This is a genomic window from Enterobacter cloacae complex sp. R_G8 (genome assembly GCF_024599795.1).
GTDB lineage: Bacteria > Pseudomonadota > Gammaproteobacteria > Enterobacterales > Enterobacteriaceae > Enterobacter > Enterobacter dissolvens.
Window position 1 is genome coordinate 3,170,922 of sequence record NZ_CP102246.1, and the last position, 22,752, is coordinate 3,193,673.

A 22,752-nucleotide genomic window follows, 5' to 3' on the forward strand; every position below is an offset into this window, starting at 1 on the left:
GCGTTTGCGCTTTTGTAGACAGGATCCCGGCGGTCTTAAGAGGGTGAACCGATTATTCGGTTGGTGCTGGCATTTTACCTTCCATTGCCGGACGTTCTGTCAGACGCTTCTCAAAATTGGCATTAAATTGTTTTTTCTGTTCCGGCGTCAGAATGTTGTAGATCTTGTTCTGGGTTTCCATATGAGCCAGCATGCGTGCTTTATGCTGCTCAGCCATTTTGTCGATCTGCGCTTCGGCTTTGGCCTTATCGAAGCTGTCGCTGGCGATGATGTCATGCATCGCGCGGCGCTCTTCCAGCGGAGGACGTTTCATCTGGTCACGCTGGCTTTTCATGATGTCGCGGATCTGCTGTTTCTGTGCATCCGTGAGGTTCAGATCTTTGAACATCATCATCTCGTGCATACCCGGCTTGCCTTTGTGATGCATCATCATTTTGCCTTCAGCAGGCGCGGCAGTCGTGGTTGCGGTATCTGCGGCGAACGCCATGCTGGTAGCGCCCAGAGCCAGGGTAGAAGCAACAAACAGTGCAGTAAACTTACGCATAATTTATTTCCTTACTTTCAGTTATTCTTCGGCGCTATGCCGTGTTGACGAGATTAACTTTACGGGGTTTATCGTCAATTAGTCAGAGCAACGGTAAAACAATGAAAGTGTAAAAAACAAATTTTCGCCAAATATGGAGGAAATAAGGATAAAGCGTGGAGAGTTGCAACAAAAATATGCAATAGACTGATTATCAAGAGATTGTGCAGAAGTATAACTAACTGCCGATTAATAATAAAGCAATAATCCAGGAATATTCCGCAAAGAAAATGCGATCGCCTTAATCGCTAAGAAAATAGTTTTAAATTTCCCCTCCTGCAGACAGGAGGGGAAACGATCAGGATACTTTTTCCAGCATCAGCCCGGCACGCAGACCAAAGGCCACCGACGGGTTGGGGAACAGCACATACTCGGTTGTTTTCTGCACCTCATAGCGCTCGTCACCATCCTCCGCCAGTAATACCCCTTTGCGAAACGGCGTAAAATTGAGCGTGTGGGCCGCCATGTGAAGCTGGAAAGCTTCGCTGCGGCGGGTGATCTGCTGCACTACCCGATAACGCTCGACGGGCTGGCTGGTATGCTCCGGCACGGTACCGCCCAGCAGCGCCCGCAGCGCAAGATGCGTCGGGGCAAAGCGCGTGAGATCGTTTTGCCCAAACGGCAGCGCTTTTCCCAGCTCCAGCGTGCAGGCCAGCGCACCGAAGCGTTCACAGGTGAAGTGGGTAAAGGTGCCCCCCGGCGACTGGTGAAAGACCAGCGCTTCCAGCCCCGCATCCCCCAGCCAGCGCAGAAAGTCTTCATCCCAGGGCTGATTCCGCTGCGGCAGCACGCCAAAGCGCACGTGATACGAGGCACGGATCGCCGTATGCAGATCGAGATGCCAACGCGATGGTCCCGCGTCGGTGAAAAAGTGAGTGACGATCTGCTCCAGCCACTGAGCCCGTGCCGTTTCATCACTCGGCGGGAATTGCGACCAGCGGCCACCGAACATGCGGTTAATATCGCTCACCAGATAGCGTTTGTTTTGCGCCAGCGCAGGCGGGTTTCCCAGGACCACCAGCAGGCGGCAGTGCAGCGCAATCTCCCCGCGGTACAATGCGCGCAGCAGCAGGTCGACAATTTCCACGGGTGCCGTTTCATTGCCGTGAATGCCGGTTGAAAGCACAAGCGACTGTTCACTCTTCGTGGTCGGCGTCAGCTCAAGCACGCCGCGTCCCAGCCATTGCCAGTGGAATGAGGGGCCGTCCCCCTCACTCTGCTCAGGCGTTTCGTCTGCCAGCGTCAGCGCCAGTAAATTCTCCATAGCCTCTCCTTTAGCGCTGGAACGGGTAAACCGGGCCCAGCTGCAGGATTGAGGTTAACGCGTCCAGCGCCTCGCGGCCTTCGCGCAGCAGCTGCGGGTCAACCAGATCGGCCTGCGTTAACCGGTCGCGATAGTAGCGGTCCACCCAGTCGTTCAGGGTGTTAAATAGCGTCTCATTCATCATCACTGCCGGGTTAACGGCCTGCATTTCATTGGGCGTAAGTACCACGCGCAGACGTAAACAGGCCGGACCGCCCCCGTTCGCCATGCTCTCGCGCAGATCAAAGACGCGCAGCTCCGCAATCGGGTTATCGGCTTTCACCAGTTCCGTCAGATAACGCCACACGCCCTGGTGATCCCTGGACTCTTGCGGCAACACCAGCATCATGCTGCCATCGTCCCGGCTCAACAGTTGGCTGTTGAAGAGATAGGTCTCAACCGCATCCTGCACGCTCACCGCCTGGGTCGGTACCTGAATCGGCATAAAGCCGGGCACGCGTTCATGCAGCGTGGCGAGGAGTTTCTCCTGATGGGCGAACGCCTGCTCGTGGCAGAACAGAACCTGCCGGTTAGAGACGGCAATCACGTCGTTATGGAACACGCCCTGGTCGATCACATGCGGGTTCTGCTGGGCAAAAATCACCTGTGACGGATTGACCTGATTCAGACGCGCCACGGCCTGGCTTGCCGCCAGCGTCTGTCGGGCCGGGTAGCGGGTGGGCGCAGAATGGCCGCCCTCTTCCCGCCCGTAAATAAACAGCTGTAACCCCGGTTCGCCGTAATCGCCGCCCAGGCGGTTATGGTTGGCAGCACCTTCATCACCAAACATCGCCACCTGCGGCAGAGCCGGATGGACAGCAAAATGGGCGTCATTATGGAATATGGCGCGCAGCACGCGCTCCGTGGTCTCCGCTTCGGTGGCGCGGTGGAATTTGTTATTCAGGTTCGCCACCGTCAAATGGACCTTGCCATCCAGCGTATCGGCAGAGGGTGCGACGGTCGCTGCGTTGGCCACCCACATTGAGGAGGCAGAACTCGCCGCCGAGAGCAGGTGTGGCGTCTGCGTTCCCGCTTTTTCGACCACCTGCTCATCCGTACCGCTAAAACCAAGCTGGCGTAACACCGCCACGTTTGGACGCTCCTGCGGCGGGATCACCGCCTGCGGAAAACCCGCGTCCGATAACGCCTTCATTTTCAGCAGCCCCTGCTTTGCCGCCAGTTTCGGGTTGGAAACCTGAAAACGATGCTTCGTCGAGGCTTCATTACCAAAGGAGAGCCCGGCATAGTGATGCGTCAGCCCCACCAGTCCGTCAAAATTCACTTCACGCGCTTTCATGGCGTTCTCCCTGACTAAAGTCCAGACCCGGACTCAGCGTGTCCGGCAACGTCAGCGCAGCTGTTTCCAGGCTCGCCATCGGCCACGCACAGTAATCCGCTGCATACCAGGCGCTGGCACGATGGTTGCCGGATGCGCCTACGCCGCCAAACGGGGCGGTACTCGCGGCTCCGGTCAACGGTTTGTTCCAGTTAACAATCCCGGCGCGCGCTTCGAGCAACAGCTGATCAAACTTCTCGCGCTGCGGCGAAATCAGACCGCTCGACAGGCCGTAGCGGGTGTTGTTGGCCATCGCAATGGCGCTGTCAAAATCGTCATAGCGCCAGACGCACAGCAGCGGCCCAAAGACCTCTTCATCCGGCACGTTGCTCGTCCCGCTCATCTCAACAATGCCCGGCGTCAGCAGCGACGTGCCCGGCTGAACCTGCTTCGGCTCCAGCAAGGTTTTCGCGCCGCGTGAGACATGGTCCTGCCAGGCTTTCAGAACGTTTAGCGCCGCCTGTTCGGAGATCAGCCCGCCGATAAACGGCTGCGGGTCGGCATCCCACGTCGCAGGCACCAGACGCGCGCTCACCTCAACCAGACGTCTGAGGAACGCATCGCCCTGCGCCCCGCGCTTCACCAGCAGACGACGCGCACAGGTGCAGCGCTGACCGGCGGTAATAAAAGCCGACTGGATGGTCAGGTGGACTGCCGCGTCAATATCATCAGGATCTTCAACAATAAGCGGGTTGTTTCCGCCCATCTCCAGCGCCAGAATTTTTTCCGGCTGTCCGGCCAGCTGGCGATGCAGCTGATAGCCCGTCCCGGCACTGCCGGTAAACAGCAGGCCATCAATATCACTCAGCGCGCTCAGCGCCTGGCCGGTTTCACGCCCGCCCTGCACCAGGTTCAGCACGCCCGGCGGCAAACCCGCCTGCTCCCAGAGCTTCACCACCACCTCACCGGTCAGCGGCGTTAATTCACTCGGTTTGAAAATGACGCTATTTCCCGCCAGCAGTGCGGGCACAATATGCCCGTTTGGCAGATGCCCCGGGAAGTTGTAGGGGCCAAACACCGCCAGCACGCCGTGGGGGCGATGGCGCAGCGTGGCCGCGCCGTCGGCCATTTCGGTATGCTGCTCACCGGTACGGGTATGATACGCCTTCACCGAAATGGCGATTTTGTTGATCATCGCCGTCACTTCGGTCGCCGCTTCCCAGCGTGGCTTGCTGGTTTCCAGGGCGATCGTGCGGGTCAACTCGGTTTTGTTCGCTTCCAGCAGAGACGCAAACTTTTCGACAATTCCCTGGCGCACGGTGAACGGCTGTTTCGCCCACGCCGGAAACGCGCGGCGAGCGGCGTTGCACGCCTGTTCGACCTGCCCGGCGCTGGCATCATTACCCTTCCAGAGCACCTCGTTGCCGACCGGATTGGTCTTCACGCGCTGTTCGCCTTCGCCCGTTACCCAGTCACCGTTGATCCATAAAGTCATGCTGTTTTCTCCTCAGGGCAGAGTCGTACCAGGCGAACCGTATCGCCGGCATTACATTTCAGGGCATCCAGTTCTGCCGCCGTCAGCACCAGACGTTCACATTTCGGGTTGGTACGCACCAGCATGGCGCGGAAGTTGGTGTAATTTTCGTTCGCCACCAGGCACGCTGGCCAGTCACCCGGCGCGGGCTGACCTTCAGAGACGTCAACCAGTCGGCTTTTACGGATCGCGCGCACGCGGTCGATATCGCACTCCAGCGTCGGCCCGCCGTCAAAGATGTCGACATAGTTACGGTAGCGGAAGCCTTCTTTCTCCAGCACCGCGCGGGCAGGCGCAGTTTGCGGATGGACTTCGCCAATCACCGCCTGTGCTTCCGGGGTTAAGAAATGGGTATAGATAGGGTGTTTCGGCATCAGCTCAGCGATAAACGCTTTCTGCCCGGTGCCGCACAGATAGTCTGCCCGGCTGAACTCCATTGAGAAAAAGCGTTCGCCCAGGCTCTCCCAGAACGGTGAGTAACCTTTGTCGTCGATCACGCCGCGCATCTCGGCCACCACCTTTTCGTTAAAACGATCGCGGAACGCGGCCATAAACATAAAGCGCGATTTGGAGAGCAGATACCCGTTGCCCTCTTTACGCCACGCCGGGTCAAGGAACAGCGTGCAAAGCTCGCTGGCACCGGTGTGGTCATTACAGAGAAACAGCGTCGGCAGCGCGTTGTAGACGTTCAGCTCTTTCGAGGCATGAACCATAGTGCCCACGCGGTAGTTGTACCATGGGTCGTTAAGGCCGACGGCCACTTCGATGGCGCAGATCCCGGCCACGGTCCCCGTATCGGTATCTTCCAGCACGAACACATAGCCCTGTTCGCTTTTTGGCAACGTCCCCTGCCAGGTTTGCAGGGCGCGCTCAATGCGCGCCGACAGCGTTTTTTCATCGGCAGGAAGCGAGGTCAGCCCGCCCCCCGTCTTACCGGCAAGCTGCATGAGCCCGGCGAGATCGCCGCGCTCAACGGGACGGATGACCATCATGATGACACCCCGGATTTCACACGTTCACAGGCCAGCGCAAAACGGTCTAAACCGGTGCTCACCTCTTCCTCGCTGACAATCAGCGCAGGGGCAAAACGCACCACGTTGGCACCGGCAATCAGCACCATCACGCCCTGTTTCGCCGCTTCCTGTGAAATAAGTTTAGCTTTTCCGGCAAACTCCGGCGTCAGTTCGCAGCCAATTAACAGCCCCAGGCCGCGAATCTCTTTAAACAGACCGGTCTTGCTGTTAATGGCGTTCAGACGCTCCACAAACCAGTCGTGACGTTGTTTAACCCCCTTCAGCACTTCCGGGGTATTGATGATATCGAGAACCTGTCCGGCCACGGCCGTTGCCAGCGGATTACCGCCATAGGTGGTGCCATGCGTGCCCACGACCATAACGCTGGCGAATTTATCGGTGGTCAGCATCGCGCCAATCGGGAAGCCGCCGCCCAGCGCTTTCGCCGTTGAGAGAACGTCCGGCGTCACACCGTAGTGCATATACGCATACAGCTCACCGGTACGGCCTACGCCGGTCTGCACTTCGTCGAAAATCAGTACCGCGTTATGACGATCGCACAGTTCACGCAGCCCCTGCAGGAACGCTTTCTGGGCGGGCAGCACACCGCCTTCCCCCTGCATTGGCTCGACGATCACCGCGCAGGTGGTGTCGTTAATCAACTCGCTGGCAGACTGCAGATCGTTATATATCCCGTGGCGGATATCCGGCGGCAGCGGCGCAAAGTCCTGCGAGTAGGACGGCTGGCCTCCTGCGCTGACGGTAAAGAGCGTACGGCCATGGAACGCGTTCTTAAAGGCCACAATCCCGCTTTTATGCACCCCGAATTTATCGTGCGCATATTTGCGTGCCAGCTTCAGCGCCGCTTCGTTCGCCTCCGCGCCCGAGTTACAGAAAAAGACTTTCTCCGCAAAGGTCGCGTCGATCAGTTTTTTCGCCAGACGCAGCGCCGGTTCGTTGGTATAGCCATTACCGGTATGCCAGAACTTTGCCGCCTGGTCGTTTAACGCCTGGCGCAGCGCCGGGTGTGCATGGCCCAGCGCGTTAACCGCAATCCCCCCTGCAAAGTCGATGTACTCTTTGCCCTGCTGATCCCACAGGCGCGAGCCTTCCCCACGTACCGGAATAAAAGCCGCCGGAGCGTAAACCGGCATCATCCATTCATCGAAATTTTCACGCGTAATTGACAGAGACATAGCGACCTCATCCGGTAAATAAAAAGTTATTTAGATGTTAAATAATTGGGTGTTTGCACTGTGAATGTAGATTGCACGCTTCGTGCCAGCCAGCGATAAAAATGCATAAACGGGAGTGAGCAACAGAATATCAATAGGTTACGACATGGAGTTATTCACTATTACTGCATAAAAAGTGAATATTTTTACGATAAGCGGCGCTTTGCCGCATGAAAATAAGAAAGAGTATGCAGAGGCCAAATATAATTCTGGAATTGTGATCCCTCGCGAAATTTATCGTCCATTTACGCCCTCTTAAGGGGCGAAGCGCGTCAGAATGGTGCAAATATTGCACCGTTGGCATTATCTGTCGCAGTTATTGGTCAATCCCCATAACAGGCGACGCAAATTCTGCTACCATCCATGCACTATTCACCTTGCACTGGCAGCGACTATGAAATTTGTCTCTTTTAATATCAACGGCCTGCGTGCCCGCCCTCACCAGCTTGAAGCGATTGTTGAGCAACATCAGCCTGATGTGATCGGCCTGCAGGAGACAAAAGTTCACGACGATATGTTCCCCCTCGAAGAGGTGGTGAAACTCGGTTACAACGTTTTTTATCATGGGCAGAAAGGCCATTACGGCGTTGCCCTGCTGACCAAAGAGACGCCGGTTTCCGTCCGCCGCGGCTTCCCGGGTGATGGCGAAGAAGCGCAGCGCCGGATCATCATGGCGGAAATTCCTTCAGCGCTCGGCAACATTACCGTGATCAACGGCTATTTCCCGCAGGGAGAGAGCCGTGACCATGAGACCAAATTCCCGGCAAAAGCGAAGTTTTATCAGGATCTGCAGGATTACCTGACCACCGAACTGAAAAAAGAGAATCCGGTGCTGATCATGGGCGACATGAATATTAGCCCGACCGATCTGGATATCGGCATTGGTGAAGAGAACCGCAAACGCTGGTTGCGCACCGGTAAATGTTCGTTCCTGCCGGAAGAGCGTGAGTGGATGGATCGCCTGCTGAGCTGGGGTCTGGTGGATACCTTCCGCACGGCCAACCCGGACACCCAGGATCGCTTCTCGTGGTTTGATTACCGCTCAAAAGGCTTTGACGACAACCGCGGGCTGCGCATAGACCTGCTGCTGGCCAGCTCCCCGCTGGCAGAACGCTGCATTGAAACCGGGATCGACTACGATATCCGCAGCATGGAAAAACCGTCGGACCACGCGCCGGTATGGGCGAAATTCAAGCTGTAACCCCGTGTGAACATTCGAAAAATTGTCTTACTGTGCGCCCTGCTGGGCGCCGTTATGCTGACGTGGCTCACTCTTCCTCCGGGCACGCTCTCTCTTGAAACCGTCAAAACGCATCAACAGACGTTGCTCGCCTTTGTCGACGACTCCCCCCTGCAAAGTGCGCTGTTCTTTTTTGCGCTCTATGTGGTGGTTTCCGCCCTGTCTATCCCCGGTGCCGCGATACTGACCCTGCTGGGCGGCGCGCTGTTTACGCTGTGGGAAGGGACGCTGCTGGTGTCGTTTGCCTCCACGCTCGGTGCCACGCTCGCGATGCTCGCCAGCCGTTATCTGCTGCGCGACTGGGTTCAGCGACGGTTTGCCCAACAGATGAAAACGGTGAACGCCGGGATGACGCGTGACGGCGCAGGGTATCTTTTCGCCCTGCGCATGATGCCGTTGTTCCCGTTTTTTCTGGTCAATCTGCTGATGGGGCTGACCCGCATTGGGGTGCGCCGGTACTGGTGGGTCAGCCAGCTCGCCATGTTGCCCGCGACGGTTATCTTCCTCAACGCCGGCCGCGAGCTGGGGAAAATCACCTCGCTGCGCGATATTCTGTCGCCGGGCATGCTGTTAGCCTTTACACTACTGGGGTTATTACCGCTGGTGAGCCGATGGCTGTTTTCCCGACTCCCCTCTTCGTTTAAAAAGTGAGGCATTATGCGCCGTGTGCGTTTTTGCGCGTTTCTGACCGGTCTGCTGCTGACCGCCCCTCTGTGTGCCGCCGACAACTGGCACGTTATCCAACAACAGGCCAAAGGCCAGACCGTCTGGTTTAACGCCTGGGGAGGCGATCAGGCGGTGAACCGCTACCTCGACTGGGTCAGCGGTGAGATGAAAACGCACTACGCCATCAACCTCAACATTGTCCATCTGGCCGATGCGGCGGACGCGGTAAAACGGATCCAGACAGAAGCCGCCGCAGGGCGTAAGACCCACGGTTCAGTCGATCTATTGTGGGTTAACGGTGAAAATTTTCGCACGCTGAAAGAGGCTAACCTGCTGCAAACCGGGTGGGCGCAGACGCTGCCTAACTGGCGCTATGTCGATACAAACAAACCTGTCACGGAAGATTTCGCCCTGCCAACCGAGGGCGCAGAATCTCCGTGGGGTGGCGCGCAGCTCACCTTTATCGCCCGCAAAGCGAGCATGCCGACTCCGCCGTCAGATCCGCAGGCATTACTGGCCTGGGCGCAGCAGCATCCGGGTAAAATCAGCTATCCCCGTCCGCCAGATTTCACCGGCACCGCGTTTCTTGAGCAGTTGCTTTTGACGCTCACTTCCCGGCCTGATGCGCTGAAACGCGCGCCCGATGACACCTTTGCGCAGGTTACCGCGCCGCTCTGGAACTATCTCGACAGACTCCACCCGCTGCTGTGGCGAGAAGGAAAAGATTTTCCGCCTTCTCCTGCGCGGATGGATACCCTGCTTGCCCGCGGCAGCCTGGACCTGTCGCTAACCTTTAACCCGGCACATGCACTGCAAAAAGTGGCCAGCGGTGAACTGCCATCCGACAGCTACAGCTTTGGTTTTCGCAACGGGATGATCGGTAACGTTCATTTTGTTGCCATCCCGGCGAACGCCAGCGCCAGCGCGGGGGCGAAGGTGGTTGCCAATTTCCTGCTCTCACCTCAGGCGCAGATCCGCAAAGCCGACCCGGCTATCTGGGGCGATCCTAGCGTACTGCAGGCGAATACGCTGCCCGCAGATGAAGCAAAACAGCTTCAGGCCCACACGCCACAAGGGCTTCCGCGGATGCTTGCGGAGCCGCACGCTGCCTGGGTTAACGCGCTGGAGCAGGAATGGCTGCGTCGTTACGGCACCCGCTGAGCGCACTCATCTGGCTGGCGATGGTGGCAGTGTATCTGCCGCTTGTTCCCGCCAGCGCCATGCTGCTGATCCCGGCCATGTCGGCGGAAAACTGGCAACGTCTGTTTGATGATCCGCAGATCCCGCAGGCGCTTGCCGCCACCCTGGTATCCACGTTGATTGCCACTCTCGGCGCCCTGTTTATCGCCCTGATTTTCGTCACCACGCTCTGGCCCGGCGAGCACTGGCGTCGTCTGTGTACCCGTTTGCCGTGGCTGCTGGCCGTTCCCCACGTTGCCTTCGCCACCAGCGTGTTGCTGACCTTTGCCGAAGGCGGTCTGTTTTATCAGCTCTGTACGCGCTGCTCCCCGATGTTGGATCGCTACGGGATTGGGTTAGGGCTGACCCTCGCCGTCAAGGAGAGCGCCTTCGTGCTGTGGGCGATATACGCGGTGTTACCTGAAACCCGACTGGCCCGCCAGAATGTCGTGTTGCAGACCCTGGGATACGGGCGGCTCCAGCGGCTGTGCTGGCTGGTGATCCCGGAGATCGCCCCGGCGCTGGGTGCCACAATGCTGGCGGTGCTCGCCTGGTCCCTCGCTGTTGTGGATGTCGCCATCATCCTGGGGCCAGGGAATCCTCCTACCCTGGCGGTACTGGCCTGGCAGTGGCTGACGCAGGGCGACGTACAGCAGCAAACGAAAGGAACGCTGCTCTGCCTGCTGATGCTCGCGCTGCTGGCCGTGCTTTCGGTGCTGGGGTTCGGTATCTGGAAAGCGTGGCGTCGCACGTTGCCTGCGCTGACAGGGGTGCGACGCACGTTACCCCTCGCGCCGCCCGCCCGTATGCTCAGCGGAATCCTCCCCGCATGCGGCATCCTTTGCGCCGGAGTGCTGCTGATGCTGGCCCAGTGGGATGATGTTAGCGCCGTGCGTGCCAGTTTATCGTTCGGCCTGCTCGCCAGCCTGATCGCCCTGATCATGATACTGCTCTGGCTGGAATGGGGGCCGCGGCGTGGTGCGCTGTGGGTCTGGCTCCCGCTCGCCCTTCCTGCGCTGCCGCTGGTTTCCGGGCAATACAGGGTGGCGTTATGGCTGGATATCGACGGGCAGTACGCCGCCGTGCTCTGGAGCCATCTGCTGTGGGTGCTGCCGTGGATGCTGCTGATACTGCAACCCGCCTGGCGGCGCATCGATCCGCGGCTTCTCCTCACGGCCAGAACGCTTGGCTGGCGGCGGACAAAAGTCTTCTGCCTGATCAAATGTCCCCTGCTGTTTCGCCCCGCGCTGCTGGCGTTTGCAACCGGCTTTTCGGTCAGCATGGCGCAATACATGCCAACACTCTGGCTCGGCGCGGGGCGTTTCAGCACCCTTACCACCGAAACCGTGGCGCTCAGCAGCGGCGGCAGCATCCCGATTCTGGCTAACCGGGCGCTGTGGCTGCTGTTGGTGACAGGGGCCGTCTTCGGCGTTGCCGCACTGTTATCCCGGCTCGCAGGCCATTACCGACGAGGATTACGTTAATGCTGAAGGTCAACAATCTCACCATTGTACCGCTGTTCCGTGAAGTTAACTTTTATGTCCCTCGCGGTGAAATCGTCACCCTGATGGGGCCGTCCGGCAGCGGGAAATCGACCCTGTTCTCATGGATGGTTGGGGCACTGTCTGACGACTTTCAGGCGCAGGGCGAGCTGTGGCTTGACGATCGCCGCTGTGACGGGCTGCCTGTCGAGCAACGCGGGATCGGGATTCTCTTTCAGGACGCTCTGCTGTTTGACCAGTACAGCGTCGGGCAAAATCTGCTGCTGGCGTTACCGGCGCGAATAACCGGACGCGCACGCCGGGAAAGGGTGCAACAGGCCCTGGATTCAGCCGGGCTAAATCACCACTATGCCAGCGATCCGGCCACGCTGTCCGGCGGGGAGCGCGCCAGGGTGAGCCTGCTGCGGGCTCTGCTTGCCGAACCACAGGCGTTGTTGCTGGACGAACCGTTTAGCCGCCTGGATAAATTACTGCGGTCGTCCTTTCGGACATGGGTGTTTGATGCCCTGCGCGCACGTGATATCCCGGTGGTGCTGGTCACGCATGACGAGGAAGATATTCCGCCGGGTGGTGAGGTGATTGAGATTTCTCGCTGGCAATAATGTGCTAACGCAATGTTTTACCTTTCAGGAGAGACGACAATGCCCCCCTCTTTTACTGACGTCAGGTTATTCGATGAAACGTGTTTCTCAACTGACCGCGCTGGCCCTGCTCTGCGGCCTCGCCTCACTCTCTTGCATGGCCGCTGATATGCCACACTCGCTCACACTGGCTCAGCTCCAGGAACAGCACGGCGCGGCGATCGATACCCGTGCCAGTGCGTTTTATAACGGCTGGCCGCAAACGCTGAGCGGCCCCTCCGGGCACGAGCCCGCCGCGATCAATCTCTCCGCCACCTGGCTGAGCGCGATGAGCGACGACCAGATTGCCCGCTGGGCAAAACAGCATCAGCTTACCCCCACAACACCCCTCGCCCTCTACGGCAGTGACGCGGATAACCAGGCGGTGAGCGCCCGGCTCAGAAAATCCGGCTATACCCGGATTTCACTCCTCAGCGATGCCCTACAGGCCCCCGATCGTCTGCAGCGCCTGCCGCACTTTGAACAGCTCGTTTATCCGCAGTGGATCCACCAGCTTTCGCAGGGTAAACCGGTGGCAGCCGCCCCGGCCGGTGACTGGAAAGTGATTGAAGCTGCCTGGGGTGCGCCGAAGTTCTATCTGCTGAACCACATTCCCGGCGCGGGTTATATTGATACCAATGAAGTGGAAAGCGAGCCGCTGTGGAATAAGGTTTCTGACGACAAACTGAAAGCGATGCTGGCAAAACACGGGATCCGTCACGATACCACCGTCATTCTGTATGGTCGCGATGTCTATGCCGCCGCCCGCGTGGCACAAATTATGCTCTACGCGGGCGTGAAGGACGTGCGTATTCTTGATGGTGGCTGGAAAGCGTGGTCAGAGGCCAACCTGCCGGTGGAAAGAGGGATGCCTGCTGATGTCAAACCCGCCCCCGATTTCGGCGCGCCGATCCCCGGTCAGCCACAGCTGATGGTCGATATGGCGCAGGCGCGCGGGATGCTGCATCGCCAGGATGCCTCGCTGGTCAGCATTCGCTCGTGGCCGGAGTTTACTGGCGAAACCAGCGGCTACAGTTACATCAAACCCAAAGGTGAAATCGCCGGGGCCCGCTGGGGTCATGCCGGAAGCGATGCCACCCATATGGAAGATTTCCATAACCCGGACGGCACTATGCGCAGCGCCGATGACATCTCCGCCATGTGGAAAAGCTGGAACATCCTGCCGGAACAGCACGTGGCCTTTTATTGCGGTACCGGCTGGCGAGCTTCTGAGGGCTTTATGTATGCCCGGGCGATGGGCTGGAAAAACGTCGCCGTCTATGACGGTGGCTGGTACGAATGGAGCAGCCACCCGCAAAACCCGGTGTCGTCTGGCGAACGCGGACCCGACAGTTCGCGCTAGGGCGTGAGTGAGCGTAGCGTGAGATACCCGCTCCAGATGCGCGTTGTGGTGGTCAGCCAGCACAACGCGCCAAATACCCACGCGAGAAGCGTGAAGTGTGCCGGAAACAGGCAGCACAACACAAACAACACGATGGTCTCCGTCCCTTCTGTTAATCCGCCGATATAGTAAAACGACTTGTGCGCATAGCCGGGGTTATCGATATTGTGTTTCGCCGCCAGTGCAGCAAAGGCCAGAAAGCTGCTGCCGGTTCCGATAAAGGCGAACAGTAGCCAGGCCGCGGCCAGCGCATTCTCAGCGGGAGCCGCGAGGGCAAAACCAAACGGCACCAGCGCGTAGAACAAAAAATCGAGCGCGATATCCAGAAACCCGCCCGCATCCGTCAGCCCTCTGCGGCGTGCCAGTGCGCCGTCCAGGCCATCGAGCAGGCGATTAACCACAATGGCGACCAGGGCCGCCGGATACCAGCCAAGCGCCAGAAACGGTAGCGTCAGCACGCCTGCGGCAAATCCGGTCAACGTTAAGCCATCGGGCGTGATGCCGGGTTTATCCAGCCAGGAGGCCAGCCCGTTAAGGGCGGGCTTTACCCGGGGATGAATATGTCGATCAAGCATGCGGCTTTCCTTTAAACGTGTCGCACAGTCCCTGCGACGGGATATCAAGGGCGGCATTAAAGCGGGCCGAAAGGTTTTGAAACGCAATCAGCGCCGTCATTTCACTAATCGTCTCATCGGTAAAAAGGCGTTTGAGCTCGCATTTGAGCGCCTCATCCACCTGCGGCGGCGTGGCGGTCACGGCCTCCGCATAGGCCAGCGCCGCGCGCTCCTGTTCATTAAAAAGCGCAGCGTCACGCCACTGGCTCACGGCCTGCACTTTATCCAGCGCGCCCGCGCGTTCGGCCAGACGCAGACTGTTGGCATCAATACAAAACGCACAGTGACAAAGTTGCGATACCCGCGTCATCAGCAGCGAGCGCAGCACCGGCGTCAGGCGGGCGTTGCGTCGCTCCAGAAACCCGACAAACAGCGCCACCAGCCAGAACAGGCGCGGCATGCGTCCCCACCAGCGCGTGGGGTTAAGCACTGCGCCAAAGTGTTTTTTCTGCATGGCGGCAATCGGTTTGAGGCTGGCGGGAAGGGATTCAACCGGGGCAACCCAGGTCGATGTCTCTTTCACGTGATTCTCCTGATGACTGGACTCCTGGAAAGGGCACGATAATATGGTGTTTTTCGCTAACAAGTATTGACGACCATGCTGAAAACACTCGATGTCGTTGCGGCAATCATCGAAAAAGACAATAAAATTTTACTGGCGCAGCGCCCCATGCATGCCGATCAGCCGGGCCTGTGGGAGTTTGCCGGTGGAAAGGTGGAAGCCGGAGAAACGCAGCCCGAGGCGCTGATCCGCGAGTTGCAGGAGGAGTTGGGGATCCACGCGCATCCGTCGCACTACGTCGCAAGCCACCAGCGGGAAGTGTCGCAGCGGCTTATCAATTTGCACGCCTGGCACGTTCCCCACTTCAGCGGTGAGCTAACGGCGCACTACCACAGCGCCCTGGTGTGGTGTACGCCTGAAGAGGCGTTTGACTACCCCTTAGCCCCGGCGGATATTCCGCTGCTGGAAGCCTTTATTCTTTTACGCGACGCCAGACCAGCGGGTTCGTGCTGATGGTGCGTTCATCGCGCTGGCACTGCAGCAGGATGCCGTCCGCTTTCACTACCGCCCCTTCTGAGTAGTTCTGATCCTGATAGATGCAGCACTGGTTACAGGGCTGCGCTCTCTGGCCGCTGGAGCTAAAGACCTCCGGCGGGACGTTCACTTCCACATCCGGACGCATGCGGTCAGCCTGCGCGCCTGCGCTCAGCATCAAACATAACGCGGTCATCACGTAACGGTTCATAGACTTCTCTTCCTGTTGTGTCCTGATAATGACTATAACGGTTAATCATCGCGGAACCTTTAATTTATCTCGTCATCGCTTTTGGTTATGACGCCGCACAGGTCATTAATTTCCCTTTCGACATGAATTTCTGCTTGCTTCGCAAAGCGGTACGGGTGGTATAGTCAAAAAAACAACACAAATCGTATAAGACACATACGGAAATTATCATAAGAGGTTCTTATATCTATGGATCAGACACGCACTCTGGAAAGTTTTCTCACCCATGTTCAGCAGCGCGACCCGCATCAGAGCGAGTTTGCGCAGGCCGTACGTGAAGTAATGACCACCCTGTGGCCCTTCCTGGAACAAAACCCGCGTTATCGTCAGATGTCTTTGCTTGAGCGCCTCGTCGAGCCTGAGCGCGTGATCCAGTTCCGCGTGGCGTGGGTGGACGACCGCAATCAGGTGCAGGTCAACCGCGCGTGGCGCGTGCAGTTTAACTCGGCCATCGGGCCGTTTAAGGGCGGGATGCGCTTCCATCCTTCAGTGAACCTGTCGATTTTGAAATTCCTTGGCTTTGAGCAGACCTTTAAAAACGCGCTCACTACCCTGCCGATGGGCGGCGGTAAAGGCGGCAGCGATTTTGACCCGAAAGGCAAAAGCGAAGGCGAAGTGATGCGTTTCTGCCAGGCGCTGATCACCGAGCTTTATCGCCACCTTGGCCCGGATACCGACGTCCCTGCCGGTGATATCGGCGTAGGCGGGCGTGAAGTGGGCTTTATGGCCGGAATGATGAAAAAGCTCTCAAACAACAGCGCCTGCGTCTTTACCGGCAAAGGACTCTCCTTCGGCGGCAGCCTGATCCGCCCGGAAGCGACCGGCTACGGTCTGGTCTATTTCACCGAAGCGATGCTGAAACGCCACGGCTTAGGCTTCGAAGGCATGCGCGTTGCAGTCTCCGGCTCCGGTAACGTGGCGCAATATGCCATCGAAAAAGCAATGCAGTTTGGTGCCCGCGTGGTCACCGCGTCTGATTCCAGCGGTACCGTCGTGGATGAAGCCGGCTTCACGGCTGAGAAACTGGCGCGTCTGTGTGAAATCAAAGCCAGCCGCGATGGCCGCGTGGCCGATTATGCCCGCGAGTTTGGTCTGACCTATCTTGAGGGTAAACAGCCGTGGGGCGTGCCGGTGGATATCGCCCTGCCGTGTGCAACCCAGAACGAACTGGACGTTGAAGCCGCCCGTACTTTAATCAGCAATGGCGTAAAAGCGGTAGCCGAAGGGGCGAATATGCCAACTACCATCGAGGCGACCGATCTGTTCCTGGAAGCGGGCGTACTGTTTGCACCGGGAAAAGCCGCCAACGCCGGCGGCGTGGCAACGTCCGGTCTGGAGATGGCGCAAAACGCCGCGCGTCTGGGCTGGAAAGCAGAGAAAGTGGATGCCCGTCTGCACCACATCATGCTGGATATTCACCACGCCTGTGTAGAGTACGGCGGCGAGGCCTCGCAAACCAACTACGTGCGTGGTGCGAATATCGCCGGATTCGTGAAGGTGGCGGACGCGATGATTGGGCAGGGTGTGATTTAAGGTTTATCGTGCGGCCGGGTGCCCTCACCCCGGCCCTCTCCCACAGGGAGAGGGAAAAAAAAGGGGGTGTCAGGCCGCGCTCTTTTTCTTTTTAAACGGTTTCTTCGCACCACCACCCGGTGCCACCATTCCTCTGAACCGCTTCACCGGCGTGCTGCGCGCCTGATCGATCAGCTGATACAGCGTCCCCACCAGCGGCTGCATAAAGTCCTGATAGCGGCACTGTTTCTCGCTGATCTGCGTCAGCACCGATTCCCAGTGCGCCGTCATATCCGGCCTGGCAGCCAGCTCCGGCAGGGAGTGGATTAATGCCCTGCCCGGCTCGGTGGAGTGAATATAGCGCCCTTTTTTCTCCAGGAAGCCGCGTTTGAACAGCAGCTCGATGATCCCCGCGCGGGTTGCTTCGGTTCCCAGTCCGTCAGTGGCGCGCAGGATCTTTTTCAGCTCTTTGTCCTGCACAAAACGGGCAATTCCGGTCATGGCGGAGAGCAGCGTCGCATCGGTGAAATGACGTGGTGGCTGCGTCTGGCGCTCTACCACTTCCCCTTTCTCACACAGCAGTTCGTCGTCTTTAGCCACCACCGGCAGCGGAGTACCGTCGTTCTCTTCGTCACGCTCTTTGTTGCCAAGCAGCGTGCGCCAGCCCGCTTCCGCCAGAAAACGTGCTTTGGCAATAAATTTGCCTTTGGCGATCTCCAGCTCAATGACGCACTTGCGGAACACCGCGTCCGGGCAGAACTGCATCAGATACTGACGCGCGATCAGGTTATAAACCTTCGCTTCGTTCTCCGTCAGGTTGACGTTGCTGGCCCGCGCCGTCGGGATGATCGCATGGTGGGCATCGACTTTTTTATCGTCCCAGCAGCGGTTATGGGTATCCGGGTTGACGACCGGTTGCGGCAGCAGATCCGGCGCATGCACGCTGATGGCGTTCATCACCGCGTGACGTCCGGCAAAGTGTTCTTCAGGCAGGTAGCGGCTGTCTGAACGCGGATAGGTGATGAGCTTGTGGGTTTCGTAGAGCTTCTGGCAGATATCCAGCACGTTCTGCGCGCTCAGGCCAAAGCGCTTCGCGGCCTCAATCTGCAGGGCAGAAAGTGAAAACGGCAGCGGTGCGGGTTCGGATTCCCGTTTATCGTTATAGCTGGTGACGATGGCAGGTTGACCGGTGATCCGGTTGACCACGTGCTCCGCCAGCGGACGGTGCAGCAGACGCCCTTCTTCATCCTGATACGATTCGCAGGCATCACTCGGCTGCCAGACGGCGGTAAAACGCTCCTCTTTCGGGGTAACGATGTGCGCTTTCACTTCGAAGAAATCTTTGGCAACGAAGTTTTCAATTTCCTCATCGCGGCGCACCACCAGCCCCAGCACCGGCGTTTGCACGCGGCCAACGGAGAGTACCCCCTGATAGCCGGCATTCCGCCCAAGGATCGTGTAGGCGCGAGTCATGTTGATCCCGTACAGCCAGTCTGCGCGCGCGCGGGCCAGCGCGGACACGCACAGCGGGATAAACTCGCTGTTGGCGCGCAGGCGCGAAATCGCCCGCTCCACCGCCTGCGGGTTGAGGTCGTTAATCAGGCAGCGCTGCACCTGCTGGCGTTTTTCCGGCGCCAGCTCCAGATAGTCCAGCACTTCATCCACCAGCAGTTGTCCTTCCCTGTCCGGGTCACCGGCGTGGACAATTTCAGACGCTTCATGCAAAAAGCGCTTAATGACGTTGAGCTGTTTGGTGACGGAGGGGCGCGGTTGCAGACGCCATTTTTCCGGCACAATCGGCAGATCGTTGAGGTTCCAGCGGGCATAGCGGCTGTCGTAGACGTCCGGCTGTGCCTGCTCAAGCAGGTGACCAATGCACCAGGTGACCACCTGCCCGTTACCGCATTCAATAAAGCCGTCGCCTTTGCGATGCGGCTTCGGCAGCACATCGGCGATGGCACGGGCCAGACTCGGCTTTTCGGCAATAAACAACCGCATCGAATTAACGGATCTCAATCATCGGTCGGCCACCGCGCGCGGTCACCAGCTCGCCGATCGCCGTCAGGGTAATACCAAACTCGGCGGCCGTAGCCTGCACCTCGGCTTCTGACTCCGGCGTGACCGCCAGCAGCAGGCCACCCGAGGTTTGCGGATCGCACAGCAGGTTACGCCACTCTTCAGGCATTTCGCCCATCAGATGACCATAGCTGGCAAAGTTACGCTGAGTACCGCCCGGCACGGCGCCCTGGGCAATGTACGCTTCCACGCCTGGCAGCTTCGGCACGTCCTGATACCAGACCTGCGCCTGCACGCCCGCGCCCTGACACACTTCAGAGAGATGCCCCAACAGGCCAAAACCGGTGACGTCGGTCATCGCCTTCACGCCGTCGATATTGGCGAAAGCGGCACCGGCCAGGTTCATCTGGCACATCACTTCCGTTGCCAGACCTTTATGCTCGGGTTTCAGCAGGGATTTTTTCTCGGCGGTGGTCAGCACGCCAATGCCCAGCGGCTTGGTGAGGAACAGCTTGCAACCCGCCTGCGCAGTGCTGTTGCGTTTGACGCGCTCGGTTGGCACCACGCCCGTGACCGCCAGACCGAAGATCGGCTCCGGCGCATCAATAGAGTGACCACCGGCCAGGGCGATCCCCGCCTGCTGGCAGGCAAAGCGTCCGCCCTCAATCACCTGGCGGGCTATTTCTGGCGCAAGGGTGTTGATCGGCCAGCCCAGAATCGCAATCGCCATAATCGGTTTACCGCCCATCGCGAAGATATCGCTGATGGCGTTGGTCGCCGCGATGCGCCCGAAATCGAACGGGTTATCGACAATCGGCATAAAGAAGTCAGTGGTACTGATAATGCTGGTGCCGTTACCCAAGTCATAAACCGCTGCATCGTCACGCGTTTCGTTGCCGACAAGCAGGTTCGGGTCGACAAACTTCGCCTGCTCGCTGTGCAGGATGGTTTCCAGCACTTTGGGGGAAATTTTACAACCGCAACCGGCTCCGTGGCTGTATTGCGTTAAACGAATGGTTTGCTCGCTCATGGACATCTCCTGTCAATGCAATCGCGCTATGGTAGCGCTCATTCCTTAAAGAGGTAAGTATGACTGTCTGAATTCTGCGGCAGATGCTCAGAATCCAGACAGTTTAGCGCGCGTTATCAGAAACGGCTGACGAAAGGCGTAGTGTCCGGCACGCTAATGGTGCTGGAGGCTTTAAGCTGAGGGGTGCCGAGATAGAGGAAACCGACGATTTTATCATGCTCGCCGCAGTTGAGTCCGTCGCGCACCGCTGGGCTTTCAGTCAGTGGCCCGGTACGCCAGATACCGTTGAAACCTTGTGCAACAGCGGCCATCTGCATCGCCATCACCGCGCATCCCGCCGACATCTCCTGCTCCCATACCGGCACTTTATGTTCCGCCTGACACTTCGCCACGACGGCGATGATCATCGGTGCACGGAACGGCGCGTTACGGGCTTTATCGATCCCTTTCTCATCCTGACCGGCGGCAACCGCCCCCTGCTCCAGCAGCTGGCTGAAGCGCTCGCGGCCTTCACCTTCAATAATAAAGAAGTGCCACGGCTGAAGTGTGCCATGATCCGGCGCACGCATACCGGCACGCAGAATGTTCTCCAGCTGCTCACCCGCTGGCGCAGGATCCGCCAGACGTGACGCGCTACGGCGGTTAACAAGCAGTTCAAGTGCGTCCATTGGTTAACTCCTTTCTTGAAATTTACTCACAAAATTAACACGACGGCAGATTTTGTTACAGCCTGGCAGGCGATTCCTGCTGACAAGTGGCGGTTGGGTCATTACGATAACCCAACATTACCGTCCAGTGGCGACGGAAACAGTCATTTTCTGGTTAGGGAGAATACATGCGAACCCTTTGGCGAATCTTTGCCGGTTTCTTTAAATGGACGTGGCGACTGCTCAATTTCGTCCGCAACCTGGTGATGAACCTCTTTTTCATCCTCCTGGTGCTGGTTTGCGCGGGCATCTGGATGCACATCAGTAACGCAAACCAGTCGCAACATTCGACGCGCGGGGCGCTGCTTCTCGATATCACAGGCGTGATTGTCGATAAGCCCTCCACCAGCAATCGTCTGGGGGTGATTGGTCGTCAGCTGTTCGGCGCCACCTCAGACCGTCTGCAGGAAAACTCCCTGTTCGATATCGTCGATACCATTCGTCAGGCGAAAGATGACCGTAACATTACGGGTATCGTACTGGATCTGAAAGATTTTGCCGGGGCCGACCAGCCTTCCATGCAGTACATTGGCAAAGCGCTGCGCGAATTCCGTGACAGCGGTAAACCGGTGATCGCGGTAGGCGACAGCTACAGCCAGGGGCAATATTATCTGGCGAGCTTTGCCAATAAAATCTGGCTTTCACCTCAGGGTACGGTCGACCTGCACGGCTTTGCCACGAACGGGCTTTACTACAAATCTCTGCTCGACAAGCTGAAGGTCACCACCCACGTGTTCCGTGTCGGTACGTATAAATCTGCCGTTGAGCCATTTATCCGTGATGACATGTCCCCGGCCGCCCGTGAAGCGGACAGCCGCTGGATTGGTGAACTGTGGCAGAACTACCTGACCACGGTTGCCAGTAACCGTCAGATTACCCCTGCACAGGTCTTCCCTGGTGCTCAGGGCGTGCTGGACGGCTTGCGCAAGGTTGACGGCGATACCGCGAAATATGCGCTTGATAACAAGCTGGTCGATGCCCTGGGAACCAGCGCGGAGATCGAAAAGTCCCTGAGCAAACAGTTCGGCTGGAGCAAAGAGGATAAAAATTACAGCGCGATCAGCATGTACGATTACGCGGCGAAAAAACCGGATGAGAGCGGTGACAGCGTTGCCGTCGTCTTCGCCAATGGCGCAATCATGGACGGTCAGGAGACGCCGGGGAACGTTGGCGGTGATACCACCGCGTCGCAGATCCGCGATGCGCGTCTTGACCCGAAAGTGAAAGCGATTGTGCTGCGCGTGAACAGCCCGGGGGGCAGCGTCAGCGCCTCTGAAGTGATCCGCGCCGAGCTGGCCGCAGCGCGTGCAGCAGGTAAACCGGTGGTGGTTTCCATGGGCGGCATGGCGGCTTCCGGCGGTTACTGGATCTCAACCCCGGCTAACTACATCGTCGCTAACCCAAGCACCCTGACCGGGTCAATTGGCATCTTCGGGGTGATCAACACGGTAGAGAACAGCCTGGACTATCTGGGGGTGCATACGGATGGCGTTGCCACTTCGCCGCTGGCGGATGTGTCGGTAACCAAATCCCTGCCACCTGAAGTGTCCGAGATGATGCAGCTCAGCATTGAGAATGGCTACAAGCGCTTTATCACGCTGGTCGCTGACTCGCGTAAGAAGACGCCGCAGCAGATCGACGAAATCGCTCAGGGCCACGTCTGGACGGGGCAGGATGCGAAGAGCAACGGCCTGGTCGACAGCCTGGGTGACTTTGATGACGCGGTGAAGAAAGCCGCCGAACTGGCGAAGCTCAAACAGTGGCATGTTGAATACTATCAGGATGAGCCATCGTTCTTCGATATGGTCATGGACAGCATGTCCGTCTCCGTGCGCGCCATGCTGCCGGACGCGCTGCAGGCTTATCTGCCAGCGCCTGTCGCCACGGCCGCGAAAGCGATGAAAGCGGAAGGCGACAAGCTCGCGGCGTTTAATGATCCACAAAGTCGTTATGCGTTTTGCCTGACCTGCGCAAACGTACGTTAAAACCCGTCCCCTCTTCCGCTGAAGAGGGGATTTTTTTCTTTTGAAGAAC

The 22,752-nt window shown here is 58.3% G+C and carries 21 protein-coding genes; 9 read left to right on the forward strand and 12 right to left on the reverse strand.

Annotation, left to right across the window (positions count from 1 at the left end):
• Positions 1 to 52: 52 nt before the first annotated feature.
• The 6 genes from spy to NQ842_RS15070 form a co-directional block, all read right to left on the reverse strand.
• Positions 53 to 544 carry an ATP-independent periplasmic protein-refolding chaperone Spy gene (gene spy, locus NQ842_RS15045; RefSeq protein WP_014831529.1) on the reverse strand — a complete coding sequence of 164 codons (492 nt, stop codon included), beginning with the start codon at positions 542 to 544 and terminating at the stop codon, positions 53 to 55.
• Between the two features lie 337 nt (positions 545 to 881).
• Positions 882 to 1,847, reverse strand: coding sequence for a succinylglutamate desuccinylase (astE, locus tag NQ842_RS15050; RefSeq protein ID WP_257256038.1), 966 nt, complete (start codon positions 1,845 to 1,847; stop codon positions 882 to 884).
• A 10-nt stretch (positions 1,848 to 1,857) separates the two neighbouring features.
• A complete protein-coding gene (gene astB / locus NQ842_RS15055; RefSeq protein WP_014831527.1) occupies positions 1,858 to 3,183 on the reverse strand; it encodes an N-succinylarginine dihydrolase in 1,326 nt (441 codons plus the stop codon).
• A complete protein-coding gene (astD, locus tag NQ842_RS15060; RefSeq protein ID WP_063427425.1) occupies positions 3,170 to 4,657 on the reverse strand; it encodes a succinylglutamate-semialdehyde dehydrogenase in 1,488 nt (495 codons plus the stop codon). The genes astB and astD overlap by 14 nt, the downstream gene beginning before the upstream one ends.
• The gene (gene astA / locus NQ842_RS15065; protein ID WP_014831525.1) at positions 4,654 to 5,688 is read right to left on the reverse strand and encodes an arginine N-succinyltransferase; all 1,035 of its coding nucleotides are present in this window, start codon (positions 5,686 to 5,688) and stop codon (positions 4,654 to 4,656) included. The genes astD and astA overlap by 4 nt, the downstream gene beginning before the upstream one ends.
• The gene (locus NQ842_RS15070) at positions 5,685 to 6,905 is read right to left on the reverse strand and encodes an aspartate aminotransferase family protein (protein ID WP_046887844.1); all 1,221 of its coding nucleotides are present in this window, start codon (positions 6,903 to 6,905) and stop codon (positions 5,685 to 5,687) included. Before NQ842_RS15070 ends, astA begins: the two co-directional genes overlap by 4 nt.
• A 433-nt stretch (positions 6,906 to 7,338) precedes the next feature.
• On the opposite strand from NQ842_RS15070, the gene xthA reads away from it, so the two are divergent.
• The 6 genes from xthA (at position 7,339) to NQ842_RS15100 (ending at position 13,514) form a co-directional block, all read left to right on the forward strand.
• Positions 7,339 to 8,145 carry an exodeoxyribonuclease III gene (gene xthA, locus NQ842_RS15075; protein ID WP_013097033.1) on the forward strand — a complete coding sequence of 269 codons (807 nt, stop codon included), beginning with the start codon at positions 7,339 to 7,341 and terminating at the stop codon, positions 8,143 to 8,145.
• Between the two features lie 6 nt (positions 8,146 to 8,151).
• A complete protein-coding gene (locus NQ842_RS15080) occupies positions 8,152 to 8,835 on the forward strand; it encodes a TVP38/TMEM64 family protein (RefSeq protein WP_257256039.1) in 684 nt (227 codons plus the stop codon).
• Between the two features lie 15 nt (positions 8,836 to 8,850).
• Entirely contained in the window at positions 8,851 to 10,011 is a 1,161-nt protein-coding gene (locus NQ842_RS15085; protein WP_373371737.1) for an ABC transporter substrate-binding protein, read from the forward strand.
• Complete coding sequence (locus tag NQ842_RS15090; RefSeq protein WP_257256041.1) at positions 9,984 to 11,513, forward strand: thiamine ABC transporter permease; 1,530 nt, start codon at positions 9,984 to 9,986, stop codon at positions 11,511 to 11,513. The genes NQ842_RS15085 and NQ842_RS15090 overlap by 28 nt, the downstream gene beginning before the upstream one ends.
• Positions 11,513 to 12,133 (forward strand): ATP-binding cassette domain-containing protein, encoded by a 621-nt coding sequence (locus tag NQ842_RS15095; protein WP_257256042.1) that lies wholly within the window; start codon positions 11,513 to 11,515, stop codon positions 12,131 to 12,133. Before NQ842_RS15090 ends, NQ842_RS15095 begins: the two co-directional genes overlap by 1 nt.
• A gap of 73 nt (positions 12,134 to 12,206) precedes the next feature.
• Positions 12,207 to 13,514, forward strand: a complete 1,308-nt coding sequence (locus NQ842_RS15100) for a sulfurtransferase (protein ID WP_257256043.1) — start codon at positions 12,207 to 12,209, stop codon at positions 13,512 to 13,514.
• On the opposite strand, the gene NQ842_RS15105 is transcribed toward NQ842_RS15100, so the two are convergent.
• Both NQ842_RS15105 and NQ842_RS15110 read right to left on the reverse strand, forming a co-directional pair.
• A complete protein-coding gene (locus NQ842_RS15105) occupies positions 13,511 to 14,128 on the reverse strand; it encodes a CDP-alcohol phosphatidyltransferase family protein (protein WP_083021732.1) in 618 nt (205 codons plus the stop codon). The two genes, NQ842_RS15100 and NQ842_RS15105, sit on opposite strands and share 4 nt — an antisense overlap.
• Positions 14,121 to 14,690 (reverse strand): carboxymuconolactone decarboxylase family protein, encoded by a 570-nt coding sequence (locus tag NQ842_RS15110; RefSeq protein WP_050859551.1) that lies wholly within the window; start codon positions 14,688 to 14,690, stop codon positions 14,121 to 14,123. Before NQ842_RS15110 ends, NQ842_RS15105 begins: the two co-directional genes overlap by 8 nt.
• 75 nt (positions 14,691 to 14,765) lie before the next feature.
• Here NQ842_RS15110 and NQ842_RS15115 point away from each other — a divergent pair, with 75 nt between their 5' ends.
• The gene (locus NQ842_RS15115; protein WP_306672634.1) at positions 14,766 to 15,182 is read left to right on the forward strand and encodes a pyrimidine (deoxy)nucleoside triphosphate diphosphatase; all 417 of its coding nucleotides are present in this window, start codon (positions 14,766 to 14,768) and stop codon (positions 15,180 to 15,182) included.
• Here the strand turns inward: NQ842_RS15115 and NQ842_RS15120 are convergent.
• Positions 15,142 to 15,414, reverse strand: coding sequence for a YnjH family protein (locus NQ842_RS15120; RefSeq protein WP_047362183.1), 273 nt, complete (start codon positions 15,412 to 15,414; stop codon positions 15,142 to 15,144). The genes NQ842_RS15115 and NQ842_RS15120 overlap by 41 nt on opposite strands.
• 228 nt (positions 15,415 to 15,642) lie before the next feature.
• Here NQ842_RS15120 and gdhA point away from each other — a divergent pair, with 228 nt between their 5' ends.
• Positions 15,643 to 16,986, forward strand: coding sequence for an NADP-specific glutamate dehydrogenase (gene gdhA, locus NQ842_RS15125; protein ID WP_020688396.1), 1,344 nt, complete (start codon positions 15,643 to 15,645; stop codon positions 16,984 to 16,986).
• Between the two features lie 69 nt (positions 16,987 to 17,055).
• Here the strand turns inward: gdhA and NQ842_RS15130 are convergent, their stop codons facing one another.
• The 3 genes from NQ842_RS15130 to NQ842_RS15140 form a co-directional block, all read right to left on the reverse strand.
• On the reverse strand, positions 17,056 to 18,963 hold the full coding sequence (locus tag NQ842_RS15130; protein WP_257256044.1) for a DNA topoisomerase III: 1,908 nt from the start codon (positions 18,961 to 18,963) through the stop codon (positions 17,056 to 17,058).
• A gap of 4 nt (positions 18,964 to 18,967) precedes the next feature.
• On the reverse strand, positions 18,968 to 20,011 hold the full coding sequence (gene selD / locus NQ842_RS15135; RefSeq protein ID WP_014831513.1) for a selenide, water dikinase SelD: 1,044 nt from the start codon (positions 20,009 to 20,011) through the stop codon (positions 18,968 to 18,970).
• Between the two features lie 116 nt (positions 20,012 to 20,127).
• Positions 20,128 to 20,679, reverse strand: a complete 552-nt coding sequence (locus tag NQ842_RS15140) for an NAD(P)H nitroreductase (RefSeq protein WP_014831512.1) — start codon at positions 20,677 to 20,679, stop codon at positions 20,128 to 20,130.
• Positions 20,680 to 20,846: 167 nt separating this feature from the next.
• Here NQ842_RS15140 and sppA point away from each other — a divergent pair, with 167 nt between their 5' ends.
• Complete coding sequence (gene sppA / locus NQ842_RS15145) at positions 20,847 to 22,703, forward strand: signal peptide peptidase SppA (RefSeq protein WP_046887837.1); 1,857 nt, start codon at positions 20,847 to 20,849, stop codon at positions 22,701 to 22,703.
• Positions 22,704 to 22,752 lie beyond the last annotated feature (49 nt).